This window comes from Escherichia sp. WS2035, from assembly GCF_046487065.1.
GTDB lineage: Bacteria > Pseudomonadota > Gammaproteobacteria > Enterobacterales > Enterobacteriaceae > Escherichia > Escherichia coli.
This window is the reverse complement of record NZ_JBJQKD010000006.1, coordinates 31,530-47,772: the sequence shown is the minus strand read 5'-3', so window position 1 is coordinate 47,772 and position 16,243 is coordinate 31,530. Positions and strand designations below refer to the sequence as shown.

Genomic DNA, 16,243 nt, shown 5'->3' with positions numbered 1-16,243 from the left:
GCATCTGGTAAATTGGGGGCGCTACTATAGCATAACGAATATGCGATCAGGCAATGTGACAGCCATGACACCCTGTTCTCGGCGTTTAAGTGAGAACTATGGTAAAGTAAGGACATTCTTAACCCCACTGTCGAGGTGCCCAATGGAAAAGACCACAACGCAGGAGTTATTAGCGCAGGCTGAAAAAATCTGCGCACAGCGTAATGTGCGCCTGACCCCACAGCGTCTCGAAGTGTTGCGCCTGATGAGTCTGCAGGATGGCGCTATCAGCGCTTATGATCTGCTTGATTTGCTGCGCGAAGCTGAACCGCAAGCCAAGCCGCCAACGGTTTATCGCGCGCTGGAGTTTCTGCTTGAACAAGGTTTTGTGCATAAGGTGGAATCCACCAACAGTTATGTGCTCTGTCATCTGTTCGATCAGCCCACCCATACTTCAGCCATGTTTATTTGCGATCGCTGCGGCGCGGTGAAAGAAGAATGTGCTGAAGGCGTGGAAGACATCATGCATACGCTGGCGGCAAAAATGGGTTTTGCCCTGCGGCATAATGTTATTGAAGCACATGGATTATGTTCAGCATGTGTAGAAGTAGAAGCGTGTCGTCATCCTGAACAGTGCCATCATGACCACTCTATTCAGGTGAAAAAGAAACCTCGCTAAAAGGGTGTACATCCTTGTACATGTCGGGCAGGAGGGATTAATTACCAGCGGTAATCATGGCGTTTTTCCCAACTATCAACCTCTTTTTCTGCCTGATCTTTCTGATAACCGTAGCGTTCCTGGATTTTACCCACTAACTGATCACGTTTTCCTTCAATGATCGTCATATCATCATCGGTCAGTTTGCCCCATTGCTCTTTCACTTTACCTTTAAACTGTTTCCAGTTACCGCCGGCTTCATCTTTATTCATAATCAAGACCTCATCGTTAGGTTGTGAATGAGAGTACGTTCACTTTTCTTCTGAACGTGAGATTAAGTGTAGTCAGCAATTTGGCTTAGGATTATTTATTCAGAATTTTTAACCGTCACGTTGCGACAAACCAGGTATCGTTACGCCAGTGACGCCGCCAGATAGCCGCCAGAGAAAGCCCGCGTAACGCCAGAAAGACGGTTAACGCCAGCCACAAACCATGATTCCCCAGCCACGGCAGCGTAAGGAGCGTCAGTGCAAAACCTGCGGCGGCCACCGCCATACTGTTACGCATTTCGGCGGCACGCGTTGCGCCTATAAACATGCCGTCCAGCAGATAACACCAGACGCCGACCAACGGCAAAATCACCTGCCAGATAAGATAGCGGTCAGCCAGCTGCTGAATCTGGGTTAACGACGTCAGCAACGCAATGATGTGTTCCCCTGCCAGCAAATAAACCACCGAAAACAGTAACGCTACGATCCCCGACTGGCGGCACGCTGCCCGCCAGACATCCAGCAATTGACTACCGTCGCGCGCACCGTATGCCTGACCGGAATGTGCTTCAACCGCGTAGGCAAAACCATCCAGCGCATAGGCGGTAAAGGTGAGTAGCGTCATCAGAACCGCGTTAACAGCGATAATGTCACTCCCCAGTCGCGCGCCAAGTACAGTGATCGCGCCGAAACAGAGTTGCAGCAACAGCGAGCGCAGCATGATATCGCGGTTAAGCGCCAGCAAGTGACGGAAGTTTCCTCGCCAGGCTGTTTTCAGCATTTCGCCGGAGATTCCGCGTAGTTTGAGAATTTTACGCACCATTAGCAGACCAATCAGCAATGTTGCATATTCCGCAATAACCGTCGCCAGAGCCGCGCCCTGCACGTTCATATGCAGCCCCATCACCAGCCAGACATCCAGCACAATGTTGAGGATATTGCCGACCACTAACAAAATTACTGGCGCACGGGCATATTGCACGCCGAGTAACCAGCCAAGTAATACCAGATTCGCCAGCGACGCCGGTGCGCTTAACCAGCGGATTTCAAGAAAGCGTCGCGCCTGTTCCAGGACTGCTTCACTACCACCAACAATATGCAGCGCCAGATCGATAATCGGCGTACGCAGCAGCGCAATTAACGCCCCGGCCCCCAACGCCAACAGCAACGGTTGCACCAGCGCACGGGCTAATGCCTGAGGATTTTTGGCACCATAAGCCTGTGCAGTCAGCCCGGTGGTGCTCATGCGTAAAAACAGCAACAACATAAAGAGAAAGCTGGTCGCCGTTGCACCAACCGCCACGCCGCCTAAATAAACCGGACTATCAAGATGACCAATTACCGCCGTATCGACCAGTCCCAGCAACGGAACGGTGATATTGGAGAAAATCATGGGTAAGGCGAGATGCCAGAGTGCTTTATCAGATGAAGTGAGGAATGCCATGCAGACAAGCCTGATGAAGAGAGATGAAAAACAAACCGCGACGCCAGGCGGCATCGCGGTCTCAGAGATATGTTACAGCCAGTCGCCGTTGCGAATAACCCCAACCGCCAGCCCCTCAATGGTGAAGCTCTGCTGACGAAGGTCAACGACAATTGGTTTAAACTCGCTGTTTTCTGGCAACAGTTCGACTTTATTGCCCTGTTTTTTCAGGCGTTTAACGGTAACTTCGTCATCAATACGTGCGACAACGACCTGACCGTTACGTACATCCTGAGTTTTATGCACTGCCAGCAAATCGCCATCCATAATGCCGATATCTTTCATCGACATCCCGCTGACACGCAGCAGGAAATCAGCATTCGGCTTGAACAAGGAAGGATCGACCTGATAATGACCTTCAATATGCTGTTGCGCCAGAAGCGGTTCACCGGCAGCCACACGACCTACCAGCGGCAACCCTTCTTCCTCTTCCTGCAATAAACGAATCCCGCGTGATGCGCCGGAAACAATTTCAATAACGCCTTTGCGTGCCAGCGCCTTCAGATGTTCTTCAGCCGCGTTTGGGGAACGGAACCCCAAACGCTGCGCGATTTCCGCACGCGTCGGCGGCATACCTGTCTGGCTGATGTGATCACGGATGAGATCAAACACCTCTTGTTGCCTGGCCGTTAACGCTTTCATTCCGCCCCCTGGGTGTATATACAGTTATGCTGTGAGTATATACAGCAAAAGGCGATTTTGGAACCATAAACTGCACAATAAACCAGAGATTTATCGAAATCTGGAAGGGTTATCCAAAATGCGACCATAACAGGATGCACCAGGTAATCACGGCGACGATAATGGCAATCAGCACTGCGGCAGATCCCATATCTTTAGCGCGTCCGGAAAGCTCATGGTATTCAGAGCCAATTCGGTCAACCACAGCTTCGATGGCGCTATTGAGAATTTCCACAATCATCACCAGCATCACGGAGCTGATAAGCAGCACGCGGGTAATCGCGTCCACATCCAGCCAGCAGGCGATAACCACCGCTAACAATACCGCTACGCCTTCCTGACGGAATGCCGCTTCGTTGATCCATGCAGCGCGTAAACCTTTCCAGGAATAGCCAGCAGCTTTAATAATTCGGATGAATCCAGTGGTATTATTGGCCATTGAAAGAACCTTTTTACATTATGAGCGTCAATATCAGTGTACCGTTAAATCCGATGATTCGGGTTTGCGTAACGCCGCGCGAAACATGAGCGGATACCACAGAATTTCCCATGACTTTCTGCTATCCTTGCCGCGCATTTGCATTATTAACCAGAGGCTTTACATCGTTTATGTCCGGCTGGCCACGAATTTACTACAAATTACTGAATTTACCATTAAGCATCCTGGTAAAAAGCAAGTCTATTCCGGCGGATCCTGCCCCGGAACTGGGGCTGGATACCTCTCGTCCAATTATGTACGTTTTACCGTACAACTCGAAAGCTGACTTGCTGACGTTGCGCGCCCAGTGTCTGGCACATGACCTGCCTGACCCGTTAGAACCGCTGGAAATCGACGGCACGCTACTGCCGCGCTATGTGTTCATTCACGGCGGGCCGCGTGTGTTCACCTATTACACGCCGAAAGAAGAGTCTATTAAGCTGTTCCACGACTATCTCGATTTGCACCGCAGCAACCCAAATCTGGATGTGCAGATGGTGCCAGTATCGGTGATGTTTGGTCGCGCGCCGGGGCGTGAAAAAGGCGAAGTGAACCCGCCGCTGCGTATGCTTAACGGCGTACAGAAATTTTTCGCTGTACTGTGGCTCGGTCGCGACAGTTTTGTGCGTTTCTCGCCGTCAGTTTCACTGCGCCGTATGGCGGATGAACACGGCACGGATAAAACTATCGCTCAGAAACTGGCGCGCGTGGCGCGTATGCACTTTGCCCGTCAACGTCTGGCTGCCGTGGGTCCACGTCTGCCTGCTCGTCAGGATCTGTTTAATAAGCTGCTCGCCTCCCGCGCCATTGCGAAAGCGGTAGAAGATGAAGCACGCAGCAAAAAAATCTCCCATGAAAAAGCGCAGCAGAACGCGATTGCGCTGATGGAAGAGATTGCGGCGAATTTCTCTTACGAGATGATCCGCCTGACTGACCGCATTCTGGGCTTCACCTGGAACCGACTTTACCAGGGTATCAACGTCCATAACGCCGAGCGCGTTCGCCAGCTGGCCCACGACGGCCATGAGCTAGTGTATGTGCCTTGCCACCGCAGTCACATGGACTACCTGCTGCTTTCTTACGTGCTGTATCACCAGGGGCTGGTGCCGCCGCATATCGCCGCCGGGATCAACCTGAACTTCTGGCCGGCCGGGCCGATTTTCCGCCGTCTGGGGGCGTTCTTTATTCGCCGTACGTTTAAAGGCAATAAACTTTATTCCACCGTTTTCCGTGAGTATCTCGGCGAACTGTTCAGCCGTGGTTATTCCGTCGAGTATTTCGTGGAAGGCGGTCGTTCCCGTACGGGGCGTTTGCTGGATCCGAAAACCGGTACGCTATCGATGACCATTCAGGCGATGCTGCGTGGCGGCACTCGTCCGATTACGCTGATTCCGATCTATATCGGTTATGAGCACGTCATGGAAGTGGGTACTTACGCCAAAGAACTGCGCGGTGCGACGAAAGAGAAAGAGAGCCTGCCGCAGATGCTGCGCGGTTTAAGCAAGCTGCGTAATCTCGGTCAGGGTTACGTCAACTTCGGTGAACCAATGCCGTTGATGACCTACCTTAACCAGCACGTACCAGACTGGCGTGAATCTATCGATCCCATCGAAGCGGTGCGTCCGGCCTGGTTAACGCCGACGGTCAATAATATTGCTGCCGATCTGATGGTACGCATTAACAACGCAGGCGCGGCGAACGCCATGAACCTGTGCTGTACTGCGCTTCTGGCGTCACGTCAGCGCTCACTCACCCGCGAGCAGTTAACCGAGCAACTCAACTGCTACCTGGATCTGATGCGCAACGTGCCTTACTCCACGGACTCTACCGTTCCTTCAGCCAGCGCCAGCGAGCTTATCGATCACGCGCTGCAAATGAACAAGTTTGAAGTCGAGAAAGACACTATCGGCGACATCATCATTCTGCCGCGCGAGCAAGCGGTGCTGATGACCTACTATCGCAACAACATTGCGCATATGTTGGTGCTGCCTTCGCTGATGGCGGCAATTGTCACCCAGCATCGCCACATCTCCCGCGACGTATTGATGGAGCACGTCAATGTGCTTTACCCAATGCTGAAAGCGGAACTGTTCCTGCGCTGGGATCGCGACGAGTTACCGGACGTTATTGATGCGCTGGCAAATGAGATGCAACGTCAGGGGCTGATTACCCTGCAAGATGATGAGTTGCATATCAACCCGGCGCATTCTCGCACGCTACAGCTGCTGGCCGCAGGCGCGCGCGAAACGCTGCAACGTTATGCCATCACCTTCTGGCTGTTGAGTGCCAACCCGTCGATCAACCGCGGTACGCTGGAAAAAGAGAGCCGCACCGTCGCGCAACGTCTCTCCGTGCTGCACGGTATCAACGCGCCGGAATTCTTCGACAAGGCGGTGTTCAGTTCTCTGGTGCTGACGCTGCGTGATGAAGGGTATATCAGCGATAGCGGCGACGCCGAACCGGCAGAAACGATGAAGGTATATCAGTTGCTGGCGGAGTTGATTACATCAGACGTGCGTTTGACGATTGAGAGTGCGACGCAGGGCGAAGGGTAATCAGTGAGAATTGCCGGATGCGACGCAAACGCCTTATTCGGCCTACCATGATCTGCAAATTCAATAAATTGCGATATGTTGTGTAGGCCTGAGAAGCGCAGCGCATCAGGCAACCCAGAAGAAAGCCGGATGATCATCCGGCTTTTTTACATCATCAGAAATGCCAGTAACTCATTGCCAGCCCTAAAAACAGTACCAGACCAACATAGTTATTATTCATAAATGCTTTAAAGCAGGCTTCACGCTCGCGGTTGGCAATCAGTTTTTGTTGATAAACAAACAGCGCGCCAGCTACCAGAATTGACCAGTAATATCCCCAGCCTAAGCCATTTAACTCACCGATGATCGCCATCAGCGCTAGTACGCCAATCTGCAAAATACCAATAATCAATTTATCGTATTGGCCGAACAGGATTGCGGTGGATTTAATGCCAATCTTCACATCATCATCGCGGTCAACCATCGCATACTGCGTGTCGTAAGCCACCGCCCAGAGAATATTGGCGAGGAACATTAACCAGCAACTCAATGGCACCGACTCACTCACAGCGGCAAAAGCCATTGGAATCGACCAGCCAAACGCCGCGCCCAGCACCACTTGCGGTAGATGGGTATACCGCTTCATAAACGGGTATACCCACGCCAGCGCCAGCGCGGCAATTGACAACAGAATAGTCATCGTATTCAGCGTCAGCACCAGTAAAAATGAAATCAGTACCAGCACTACAAACAGCGTACGCGCTTCTTTCTCTGTCACCGCGCCGCTGGGAAGTGGTCGGTTCGCCGTGCGCTTAACATGACCATCAAACTTGCGGTCAGCATAATCATTCACCACGCAACCAGCAGCGCGCATCAGCCAGACGCCCGCGACAAACACCGCCAGGATCCAGAGCTGGGGAACGCCCGGTGTCGCCACCCACAACGCCCATAATGTTGGCCAGAGCAGCAGTAACGCGCCAATTGGCTTATCCGTACGCATTAAGCGATGAAACGCCAGCAGCTTATTCTGCGTCAGACTCCACTCCATATTTTTTTCCTCTTAGTACAACGGTGACGCCGGTAAAAACAGTTCTGTTAGCAACAGCGGTTTACCGCTTAATCGCAGGCGGGAACGTCGCCCCCACAGTCCGGCATCACGGCCTATCTCAATAAAGTCCCGGGTTAATGTCGATGATGTGAACAGATAGCGTCCTAACGGCGTTTTACCTAATTTTTGTAACGCCAGCTCCGGCCCGCTTAACGTTGACACAGGAACGACGGTACGACCGGCAAGCCACGGTTCACCATCGGCACATAACAAAATTTCACGTAACCAGTAACGAGACTCTTTCGGCAGCAGTGGCAGTTCTTCGGGGATTTCATTCTGCTCGACAAACCCTTCGCGGATCATCGTCACGCTCACCGTTTTTCCCTGCTGTTCAAAACGTTTTGTCATGGAATCTTCCAGCAACAGCCAGTCGAGCAGTTGCGGCTCCAGGGCAGGGATCTCTGTAAAATAGCGCAGCGCACGCAGTTGCGTTAACGCGGGGTGTGACATGCCGAACTCTCCGTTACATAACGTAAAGGCATTGTATCGCAGAAAAATATTTACGGGAGATGTAAAGCAAATTAAGTGAACTAATGCGCAACAAAAACGCAACAATAGTACAGGAGGAGAAAAAAAGGTGCGCCAGGAGACGCACCAGTTGTTGCAAAATCAGCACTGTGGAGCGTAATTACCCCTTGCCTTTTACACTGCTGATAAAGGTGGAACGGGCAGATGTCGACCCCAGGCGTTCAGCTTCATCAAGCAGTTTTAACGCCTTATCAACATCACCTTTCGCGACAGCGTTTTTGATCGCGGTATTAAAATAACTTTCCGTGTCGTTGAGCATCGGCTCGCTTTTCTTCACCGGTGCCGGAGCGGGTGCAGCCACAGCTGGTGCCGCCGTGTTACCTACCGTAACCGGAGCTGGAGCGGAAGAACCAAATAGTGGTCCTACCAACACGCTGGAGCTGGAGTTCGTTTTCACTTTCAGTTTCAGCAAACCATCAGTGGTGTGACGGGCAATCGGGTCAGGAATATCCGGCACCGAGTTACCTACGCCTTTGGCATAGGCTTTTGCCGGGTCGAGCAGTTGGGTTGTCTGCTGGAGATCTTTTTCCGTGGTGAAGACCAGTACATAGAGTTTCTGTTGCCCCAGTGCCGGTGTCAGGCGCATAACGCCTTCCAGACGATCTGCACTCATCACGCCGGGTTCCTGGTAGGTGAAATAACTGCTGGGGAAGAAGGCTGATGGGGTCATGTTCTGATCAAGAATCAGCACGTTCGGCGCAAATACGCTGGTTTGTTTGTTCACTTCGCTGGTCAGCGTCAGTGTCAGTTCACCAATGTTTGCCGGGACGCTGTACGCAGCAACCGGACCACTGATGCCGGAAACGTTCAGTTGTTGGCCGCCGGTCGACAGTTGAGTCGTCTGGGTTTTAGATTGATCGACCGGTGTCCAGGTGAGTTGTTGCAGCGCGGCAGATGGAATGGCTGGCGCGTCGCTGGTGTTTTGCGGTACGTAGTTAACATCGGCAAGGCTGATTCCAGGTGCGCTTGCCAGCAACCCTGCTGATAAACAGAGAGCGATGAGACTTTTATTCATTTTCATTGTTTTCACCTCAAAATCTGGAGCTCAGCGGTAGCCAGGCAATAGCGCGCTAAACCCGATAATCAGAGGGGCTTTCGCCCCTTAAAGCTGTTTTTATGCCGGATGCGGCGTAAACGCCTTATCCGGCCTACTTTCGGCAGCGGTTGTAGGCCTGATAAGACGCAACAGCGTCGCATCAGGCATTGATTGCCGGATGCGGTGCAAACACCTTATCCGGCCCAGTTTTTTGCTATTACCACCAGATTTCCATCTGAGCACCGAAGGTCCACTCGTCGCTGTCGCCACGACCGAAGCTACCGCCATTGAAATCAGCCGACACAGCCTTGCCGTAGTATGGGTTGGTTGAAGAGCTACCGGTGTAGTCATAACCCCATTTCTCATCCCACTTGGCGTAGGTTGCGAAGACACGAATAGCCGGGCGTGACCAGATGCTGTCGCCAGCCTGCCATTGTTGTGCGAGGGTAATTTTGTACTGATTGTTCTTGTCGCCGGTGCGCTGGGATTCGACGTTGTCGTAGCCGATTTCCATCACGGTGCTCATGATTGGCGTCCACTTGTACATCGGGCGAATACCGACGGTCCACCACTTGGTGCCGTTGTCGTTATCCCAGTTGATATCCTGGTACATACCCACGTACATCATGTCCCAGTTGTCGCCCATGGAGATCGCACCGTGGTCGAGGATACGCAGCATGTGACCGTTGTTATTGATATTGTAGGCAAATTTTTCGTTATCAAACGCGACGCCAGAACCCTGCGACAGACCTTTACCCTGCGAGGTCATCGAGTCAGTAGCGTACTGAACAACAAACTTGTTAAAGCCCTTCAGGACACTCTGAGTATGTTCAGCAGTGAATAACCAGCCGTCTTTCGATGCGCCATCAACCAGACGATAGTTATCACGCAGGTTGGCACGACCGTAGTCGACACCCAGTTCTAATGTGCCGCCCGGGTTGATTTCCATCTGCGCTAAACGCACATCGAAAACGTCGTTCGCGGTTTCGTTGGTATAGTCATAAATATTGTTGCTGGCGAAAGAGGAAGAACCCCCCGCTTCAGAGGAGCGGGTTGCTGCCAGAGAGAGTTTACCGAAGCCAACATCGATGTTTTCCAGACCGGCACCAGGACCAGAAATATCCCAGTAGTAGAAGTCGATCATATGAACGTCATGACGTTGGTAGAAGCGCTTACCTGCCCAGATGGTGGAGCCTGGCAGCCATTCGATCAGGTTTTTACCCTGCACGTTTGCTTCACGGAAAGCCGGATCGGTAGCTTCCCAGTCATTCTGTTGCGCGACGGAATAGGCCACGTTAGTGTCGAAATAGAAGCTCTTATCGCCCTCTTTCCACACTTCCTGACCCAATTTTAATTCAGCATAAGTTTCACATTCGTTGCCAAGACGGTATTTACTTTGAGCACCGGTAGTCTGGAAACACTGTTGTTCGCCGCCGCTACCTGTCCAGCCAATACCGGAACGTGCATAGCCGTGGAAATCAACAGCCATTGCCTGAGCAGACATTACGCCCGCTGCGACGGCAACCGCCAGAGGAAGTTTGCGCAGAGTAATCATCATTCTATCTCCTGAGTCATTGCTTTTCTTTTTTCACATCACCTGTGACAGGCTTTGTGTGTTTTGTGGGGTGCTTAAACGCCCGGCTCCTTATGCAGTCGACGACATGCAGTGCCATCCTCACGGAACAGATGGCAACGCTCTGGCGGCAGGCCGATAGCGAATGTGGCACCTTCTTCTACCAACACCACGTCGTTCTGGCGGTACACCAGGTTTTGACGAATGGAAGGGATCTGGATATGGATTTGCGTTTCGTTGCCGAGTTGCTCGACGACCTGAACTTCACCCTCAAGGATGACGTCAGCGATATCACTCGGCAGTAGATGCTCCGGGCGAATACCCAGCGACATATTGGCTCCCACCTGGACATCACGGCTTTCGACCGGTAGCCAGACTTGCTGACGATTCGGCATCGGCAGCTCCACCTGCACTTGATCGATTGCGGTGGCGGTCACTTTTACTGGCAGGAAGTTCATCTTTGGCGAACCGATAAATCCGGCGACAAAACGGTCTGCCGGATAGTGATACAGCTCCAGCGGTTTCCCAACCTGCGCCACGCGACCAGCGTCCAGCACCACGATTTTGTCGGCCAGCGTCATCGCTTCGACCTGATCGTGGGTGACGTAAATCATTGTGCGGCCCAGGCGTTTATGCAGACGGGAGATTTCGATACGCATTTGCACACGCAGTGCAGCATCGAGGTTGGAGAGCGGTTCATCGAGCAAAAATACGCTTGGCTCGGCCACCAGCGTACGGCCAATCGCCACACGCTGACGCTGACCACCGGAGAGCGCTTTCGGTTTGCGATCCAGCAAATGCGCCAGTTGCAGCACTTCCGCAACCTGGTTAACTCGCTGGTTAATCACTTCTTTTTTCGCGCCAGCCAGTTTCAGGCCAAATGACATGTTTTCTGCTACTGACAGGTGGGGATAGAGCGCGTAAGACTGAAACACCATACCAACGCCGCGTTCTGCAGGCGGAGTGTCATTCATCCGTTTCTCACCGATGAACAGGTCGCCGCTGGTGATCGTCTCAAGCCCGGCAATCATGCGCAGTAAAGTCGATTTACCGCAGCCAGACGGTCCGACAAACACCACGAATTCACCTTCATGGATATCGAGATTGATATCTTTCGATACCACGACCTCGCCCCAGGCTTTCGTTACATTTTGCAGCTGTACGCTCGCCATGCCCTTCTCCCTTTGTAACAACCTGTCATCGACAGCAACATTCATGATGGGCTGACTATGCGTCATCAGGAGATGGCTTAAATCCTCCACCCCCTGGCTTTTTTATGGGGGAGGAGGCGGGAGGATGAGAACGCGGCTTCTGTGAACTAAACCGAGGTCATGTAAGGAATTTCGTGATGTTGCTTGCAAAAATCGTGGCGATTTTATGTGCGCATCTCCACATTACCGCCAATTCTGTAACAGAGATCACACAAAGCAACGATGGGGCGTAGGGGCAAGGAGGATGGAAAGAGGTTGCCGTATAAAGAAACTAGAGTCCGTTTAGGTGTTTTCACGAGCACTTCACCAACAAGGACCATAGATTATGAAAATAAAAACAGGTGCACGCATCCTCGCATTATCCGCATTAACGACGATGATGTTTTCCGCCTCGGCTCTCGCCAAAATCGAAGAAGGTAAACTGGTAATCTGGATTAACGGCGATAAAGGCTATAACGGTCTCGCTGAAGTCGGTAAGAAATTCGAGACAGATACCGGAATTAAAGTCACCGTTGAGCATCCGGATAAACTGGAAGAGAAATTCCCTCAGGTTGCGGCAACTGGCGATGGCCCTGACATTATCTTCTGGGCGCACGACCGCTTTGGTGGCTATGCTCAATCTGGCCTGTTGGCTGAAATCACCCCGGACAAAGCGTTCCAGGACAAGCTGTATCCGTTTACCTGGGATGCCGTACGTTACAACGGCAAGTTGATTGCTTACCCGATCGCTGTCGAAGCGTTATCACTGATTTATAACAAAGATCTGCTGCCGAACCCGCCAAAAACCTGGGAAGAGATCCCGGCGCTGGATAAAGAACTGAAAGCGAAAGGTAAGAGCGCGCTGATGTTCAACCTGCAAGAACCATACTTCACCTGGCCGCTAATTGCGGCTGACGGGGGTTATGCGTTCAAGTACGAAAACGGCAAGTACGACATTAAAGACGTAGGCGTGGATAACGCTGGCGCGAAAGCGGGTCTGACCTTCCTGGTTGATCTGATTAAAAACAAACACATGAATGCAGACACCGATTACTCCATCGCAGAAGCTGCCTTTAATAAAGGCGAAACAGCGATGACTATCAACGGCCCGTGGGCATGGTCCAACATCGACACCAGTAAAGTGAATTATGGTGTAACGGTACTGCCGACCTTCAAAGGTCAACCATCTAAACCGTTCGTTGGCGTGCTGAGCGCAGGTATTAACGCCGCCAGTCCGAACAAAGAGCTGGCGAAAGAGTTCCTCGAAAACTATCTGCTGACTGACGAAGGTCTGGAAGCGGTCAATAAAGACAAACCGCTGGGTGCAGTAGCGCTGAAGTCCTATCAGGATGAACTTGCGAAAGATCCACGTATTGCCGCCACCATGGATAACGCTCAGAAAGGTGAAATTATGCCGAACATCCCGCAGATGTCCGCTTTCTGGTATGCCGTGCGTACTGCGGTGATCAACGCCGCCAGCGGTCGTCAGACTGTGGATGCTGCGCTGAAAGATGCACAGACTCGTATCACCAAGTAATGCTGTGAAATGCCGGATGCGGCGTGAACGCCTTATCCGGCCTACGAAATTGAAACGTATGTAGGCCTGATAAGACGCGTCAGCGTCGCATCAGGCAGTTGTTGTCGGATAAGGTATGAAAGCCTTATCCGTCCTGGAATGAGGAAGAACCCCATGGATGTCATTAAAAAGAAACATTGGTGGCAAAGCGACGCGCTGAAATGGTCAGTGTTAGGTCTGCTCGGCCTGCTGGTGGGTTACCTTGTTGTTTTAATGTACGCACAAGGGGAATACCTGTTCGCCATTACCACGCTGATATTGAGCTCAGCGGGGCTGTATATTTTCGCCAATCGTAAAGCCTACGCCTGGCGCTATGTTTACCCGGGAATGGCTGGAATGGGATTATTCGTCCTCTTCCCTCTGGTCTGCACCATCGCCATTGCCTTCACCAACTACAGCAGCACTAACCAGCTGACTTTTGAACGTGCGCAGGAAGTGTTGCTAGATCGCTCCTGGCAAGCAGGCAAAATCTATAATTTTGGTCTTTATCCGGCGGGCGATGAGTGGCAACTGGCGCTCAGCGACGGCGAAACCGGCAAAAATTACCTCTCCGACGCTTTTAAATTTGGCGGCGAGCAAAAACTGCAACTGAAAGAAACGACCGCCCAGCCCGAAGGCGAACGCGCGAATCTGCGCGTAATTACCCAGAATCGTCAGGCACTGAGTGACATTACCGCCATTCTGCCGGATGGCAACAAAGTGATGATGAGCTCCCTGCGCCAGTTTTCTGGCACGCAGCCGCTCTACACACTCGACGGTGACGGCACGCTGACCAATAATCAGAGTGGCGTAAAATATCGTCCAAACGACCAGATTGGTTTTTACCAGTCCATCACTGCCGACGGTAACTGGGGTGATGAAAAGCTAAGCCCCGGTTACACCGTGACCACCGGCTGGAAAAACTTTACCCGCGTCTTTACCGACGAAGGCATTCAGAAACCGTTCCTCGCCATTTTCGTCTGGACCGTGGTGTTCTCGCTGATCACTGTCTTTTTAACGGTGGCGGTCGGCATGGTTCTGGCGTGTCTGGTGCAGTGGGAAGCGTTGCGCGGCAAAGCGGTCTATCGCGTCCTGCTGATTCTGCCCTACGCGGTGCCATCGTTCATTTCAATCTTGATTTTCAAAGGGTTGTTTAACCAGAGTTTTGGTGAAATCAACATGATGTTGAGCGCGCTGTTTGGCGTGAAGCCCGCCTGGTTCAGCGATCCGACCACCGCCCGCACGATGCTGATTATCGTCAACACCTGGCTGGGTTATCCGTACATGATGATCCTCTGCATGGGCTTGCTGAAAGCGATTCCGGACGATTTGTATGAAGCCTCAGCAATGGATGGCGCAGGTCCATTCCAGAACTTCTTTAAGATTACGCTGCCGCTGCTGATTAAACCGCTGACGCCGCTGATGATCGCCAGCTTCGCCTTTAACTTTAACAACTTCGTGCTGATTCAACTGTTAACCAACGGCGGCCCGGATCGTCTTGGCACGACCACGCCAGCCGGTTATACCGACCTGCTTGTTAACTACACCTACCGTATCGCTTTTGAAGGCGGCGGGGGTCAGGACTTCGGTCTGGCAGCAGCAATTGCCACGCTGATCTTCCTGCTGGTGGGCGCGCTGGCGATAGTGAACCTGAAAGCCACGCGAATGAAGTTTGATTAAGGGAGATAACAAAAATGGCAATGGTCCAACCGAAATCGCAAAAAGCACGTTTGTTTATTACTCACCTGCTACTGCTACTTTTTATCGCGGCAATTATGTTCCCGCTGCTGATGGTCGTCGCCATCTCGCTGCGTCAGGGGAACTTCGCGACCGGTAGTCTGATCCCGGAGCAAATCTCCTGGGATCACTGGAAACTGGCGTTAGGTTTTAGCGTGGAACAGGCTGATGGTCGCATTACGCCACCGCCATTCCCGGTACTGCTGTGGCTGTGGAACTCGGTAAAGGTCGCCGGGATTTCCGCGATTGGCATTGTGGCGCTCTCCACCACCTGCGCCTACGCTTTCGCCCGTATGCGCTTTCCAGGCAAAGCGACGCTGCTGAAAGGAATGCTGATTTTCCAGATGTTCCCGGCAGTACTTTCACTGGTCGCGTTGTATGCGTTGTTTGATCGTCTGGGTGAGTACATTCCATTCATTGGCCTGAATACTCACGGCGGCGTAATTTTCGCGTATCTGGGCGGGATTGCGCTGCATGTCTGGACCATCAAAGGTTATTTCGAAACCATCGACAGTTCGCTGGAAGAAGCGGCGGCGCTGGATGGTGCGACACCGTGGCAGGCCTTCCGCCTTGTCCTGTTGCCGCTGTCAGTACCGATTCTGGCGGTTGTGTTCATCCTGTCGTTTATCGCTGCCATTACTGAAGTTCCGGTCGCGTCGCTATTACTGCGTGACGTAAACAGCTACACCCTGGCCGTGGGGATGCAGCAATACCTCAACCCGCAAAACTACCTGTGGGGTGACTTTGCCGCCGCTGCCGTGATGTCTGCATTACCGATCACCATCGTCTTCTTGCTGGCTCAACGCTGGCTGGTCAACGGCCTGACGGCAGGTGGTGTGAAAGGTTAAAGATGTTGTTCTGCCAATGTTATGCCGCTGCACCCTCAACTTACGTTATCCCAACTTGTGACTGTTATTCGGCGCTCCACGGAGCGCCTTTTTTTACTCCCGCTTCAGCCGTTTCGAATTACACAACCACAGGGTGATCACCAGTAACAGGATCGCTGCCGAGTAGATCAACACATCCAGTGGCGATTTATGATCGACGATGATCAAGCGCACAATGGCAGTGATCCCAATATAGACAAAGTAACGTAGCGGGAAGTGAAAACCGGACTGAAAGTACTTCACAATCAGCGCGATAAATTCGAAATAGAGAAAGTAAACCACCAGACCTTCTACCAGCTCATATTTACTGGTTTGTTCTGGCGCGAACAGCACATCAGCCAGATGCACCGTTTCTTTGCCGAGGAAGACAACCAAAATCAGGCCGAGGCACAACAGGCCAAGATTGAGTACGGTCTGCAAAATGGTGGAGATAAACTCCACGCGCGGACGAGAGAGTGACGTCATAGCAGTACCTCCTTCACAGTGGCGAGCTTCCTGTATAACGCAAAAATGTGACGGAGATCTATATTTTTTGTGTATGTTTTGT

General features: G+C 52.1%; 15 protein-coding genes. 5 read left to right on the top strand and 10 right to left on the bottom strand.

Annotation, left to right across the window (positions count from 1 at the left end; translation table 11 throughout):
- The first annotated feature begins 142 nt into the window (after positions 1–142).
- Positions 143–658: a zinc uptake transcriptional repressor Zur gene (gene zur, locus ACJHX4_RS11895; RefSeq protein ID WP_000416264.1), complete on the top strand. Its 516-nt coding sequence runs from the start codon at positions 143–145 to the stop codon at positions 656–658.
- A 41-nt stretch (positions 659–699) separates the two neighbouring features.
- On the opposite strand, the gene ACJHX4_RS11890 is transcribed toward zur, so the two are convergent.
- The 4 genes from ACJHX4_RS11890 to dgkA form a co-directional block, all read right to left on the bottom strand.
- Positions 700–909: a CsbD family protein gene (locus ACJHX4_RS11890; RefSeq protein ID WP_001296638.1), complete on the bottom strand. Its 210-nt coding sequence runs from the start codon at positions 907–909 to the stop codon at positions 700–702.
- A 115-nt stretch (positions 910–1,024) separates the two neighbouring features.
- Positions 1,025–2,350 carry an MATE family efflux transporter DinF gene (gene dinF / locus ACJHX4_RS11885; protein ID WP_001296637.1) on the bottom strand — a complete coding sequence of 442 codons (1,326 nt, stop codon included), beginning with the start codon at positions 2,348–2,350 and terminating at the stop codon, positions 1,025–1,027.
- Positions 2,351–2,422: 72 nt separating this feature from the next.
- Complete coding sequence (lexA, locus tag ACJHX4_RS11880; protein ID WP_000646078.1) at positions 2,423–3,031, bottom strand: transcriptional repressor LexA; 609 nt, start codon at positions 3,029–3,031, stop codon at positions 2,423–2,425.
- Positions 3,032–3,140: 109 nt separating this feature from the next.
- Positions 3,141–3,509 carry a diacylglycerol kinase gene (gene dgkA / locus ACJHX4_RS11875; RefSeq protein WP_000002899.1) on the bottom strand — a complete coding sequence of 123 codons (369 nt, stop codon included), beginning with the start codon at positions 3,507–3,509 and terminating at the stop codon, positions 3,141–3,143.
- A gap of 170 nt (positions 3,510–3,679) precedes the next feature.
- Between dgkA and plsB the strand changes: the two genes are divergently transcribed.
- Complete coding sequence (gene plsB, locus ACJHX4_RS11870) at positions 3,680–6,103, top strand: glycerol-3-phosphate 1-O-acyltransferase PlsB (RefSeq protein WP_000017354.1); 2,424 nt, start codon at positions 3,680–3,682, stop codon at positions 6,101–6,103.
- A gap of 154 nt (positions 6,104–6,257) precedes the next feature.
- Here the strand turns inward: plsB and ubiA are convergent, their stop codons facing one another.
- The 5 genes from ubiA to malK form a co-directional block, all read right to left on the bottom strand.
- Positions 6,258–7,130, bottom strand: coding sequence for a 4-hydroxybenzoate octaprenyltransferase (gene ubiA, locus ACJHX4_RS11865; RefSeq protein ID WP_000455235.1), 873 nt, complete (start codon positions 7,128–7,130; stop codon positions 6,258–6,260).
- 12 nt (positions 7,131–7,142) lie between these two features.
- A complete protein-coding gene (ubiC, locus tag ACJHX4_RS11860; protein ID WP_000019227.1) occupies positions 7,143–7,640 on the bottom strand; it encodes a chorismate lyase in 498 nt (165 codons plus the stop codon).
- 178 nt (positions 7,641–7,818) lie between these two features.
- Complete coding sequence (gene malM / locus ACJHX4_RS11855) at positions 7,819–8,739, bottom strand: maltose operon protein MalM (RefSeq protein ID WP_001296635.1); 921 nt, start codon at positions 8,737–8,739, stop codon at positions 7,819–7,821.
- Positions 8,740–8,971: 232 nt separating this feature from the next.
- The gene (gene lamB, locus ACJHX4_RS11850; protein ID WP_000973666.1) at positions 8,972–10,312 is read right to left on the bottom strand and encodes a maltoporin LamB; all 1,341 of its coding nucleotides are present in this window, start codon (positions 10,310–10,312) and stop codon (positions 8,972–8,974) included.
- Between the two features lie 71 nt (positions 10,313–10,383).
- Positions 10,384–11,499 carry a maltose/maltodextrin ABC transporter ATP-binding protein MalK gene (gene malK / locus ACJHX4_RS11845; RefSeq protein WP_000179165.1) on the bottom strand — a complete coding sequence of 372 codons (1,116 nt, stop codon included), beginning with the start codon at positions 11,497–11,499 and terminating at the stop codon, positions 10,384–10,386.
- 364 nt (positions 11,500–11,863) lie between these two features.
- Between malK and malE the strand changes: the two genes are divergently transcribed.
- From malE to malG, 3 genes are all read left to right on the top strand, one after another.
- Complete coding sequence (gene malE / locus ACJHX4_RS11840) at positions 11,864–13,054, top strand: maltose/maltodextrin ABC transporter substrate-binding protein MalE (RefSeq protein WP_000695401.1); 1,191 nt, start codon at positions 11,864–11,866, stop codon at positions 13,052–13,054.
- Positions 13,055–13,207: 153 nt separating this feature from the next.
- Positions 13,208–14,752: a maltose ABC transporter permease MalF gene (gene malF / locus ACJHX4_RS11835; protein ID WP_001296633.1), complete on the top strand. Its 1,545-nt coding sequence runs from the start codon at positions 13,208–13,210 to the stop codon at positions 14,750–14,752.
- 14 nt (positions 14,753–14,766) lie between these two features.
- On the top strand, positions 14,767–15,657 hold the full coding sequence (malG, locus tag ACJHX4_RS11830) for a maltose ABC transporter permease MalG (RefSeq protein WP_001252058.1): 891 nt from the start codon (positions 14,767–14,769) through the stop codon (positions 15,655–15,657).
- A 93-nt stretch (positions 15,658–15,750) separates the two neighbouring features.
- On the opposite strand, the gene psiE is transcribed toward malG, so the two are convergent.
- The gene (gene psiE / locus ACJHX4_RS11825; protein WP_000202902.1) at positions 15,751–16,161 is read right to left on the bottom strand and encodes a phosphate-starvation-inducible protein PsiE; all 411 of its coding nucleotides are present in this window, start codon (positions 16,159–16,161) and stop codon (positions 15,751–15,753) included.
- Positions 16,162–16,243: the final 82 nt, after the last annotated feature.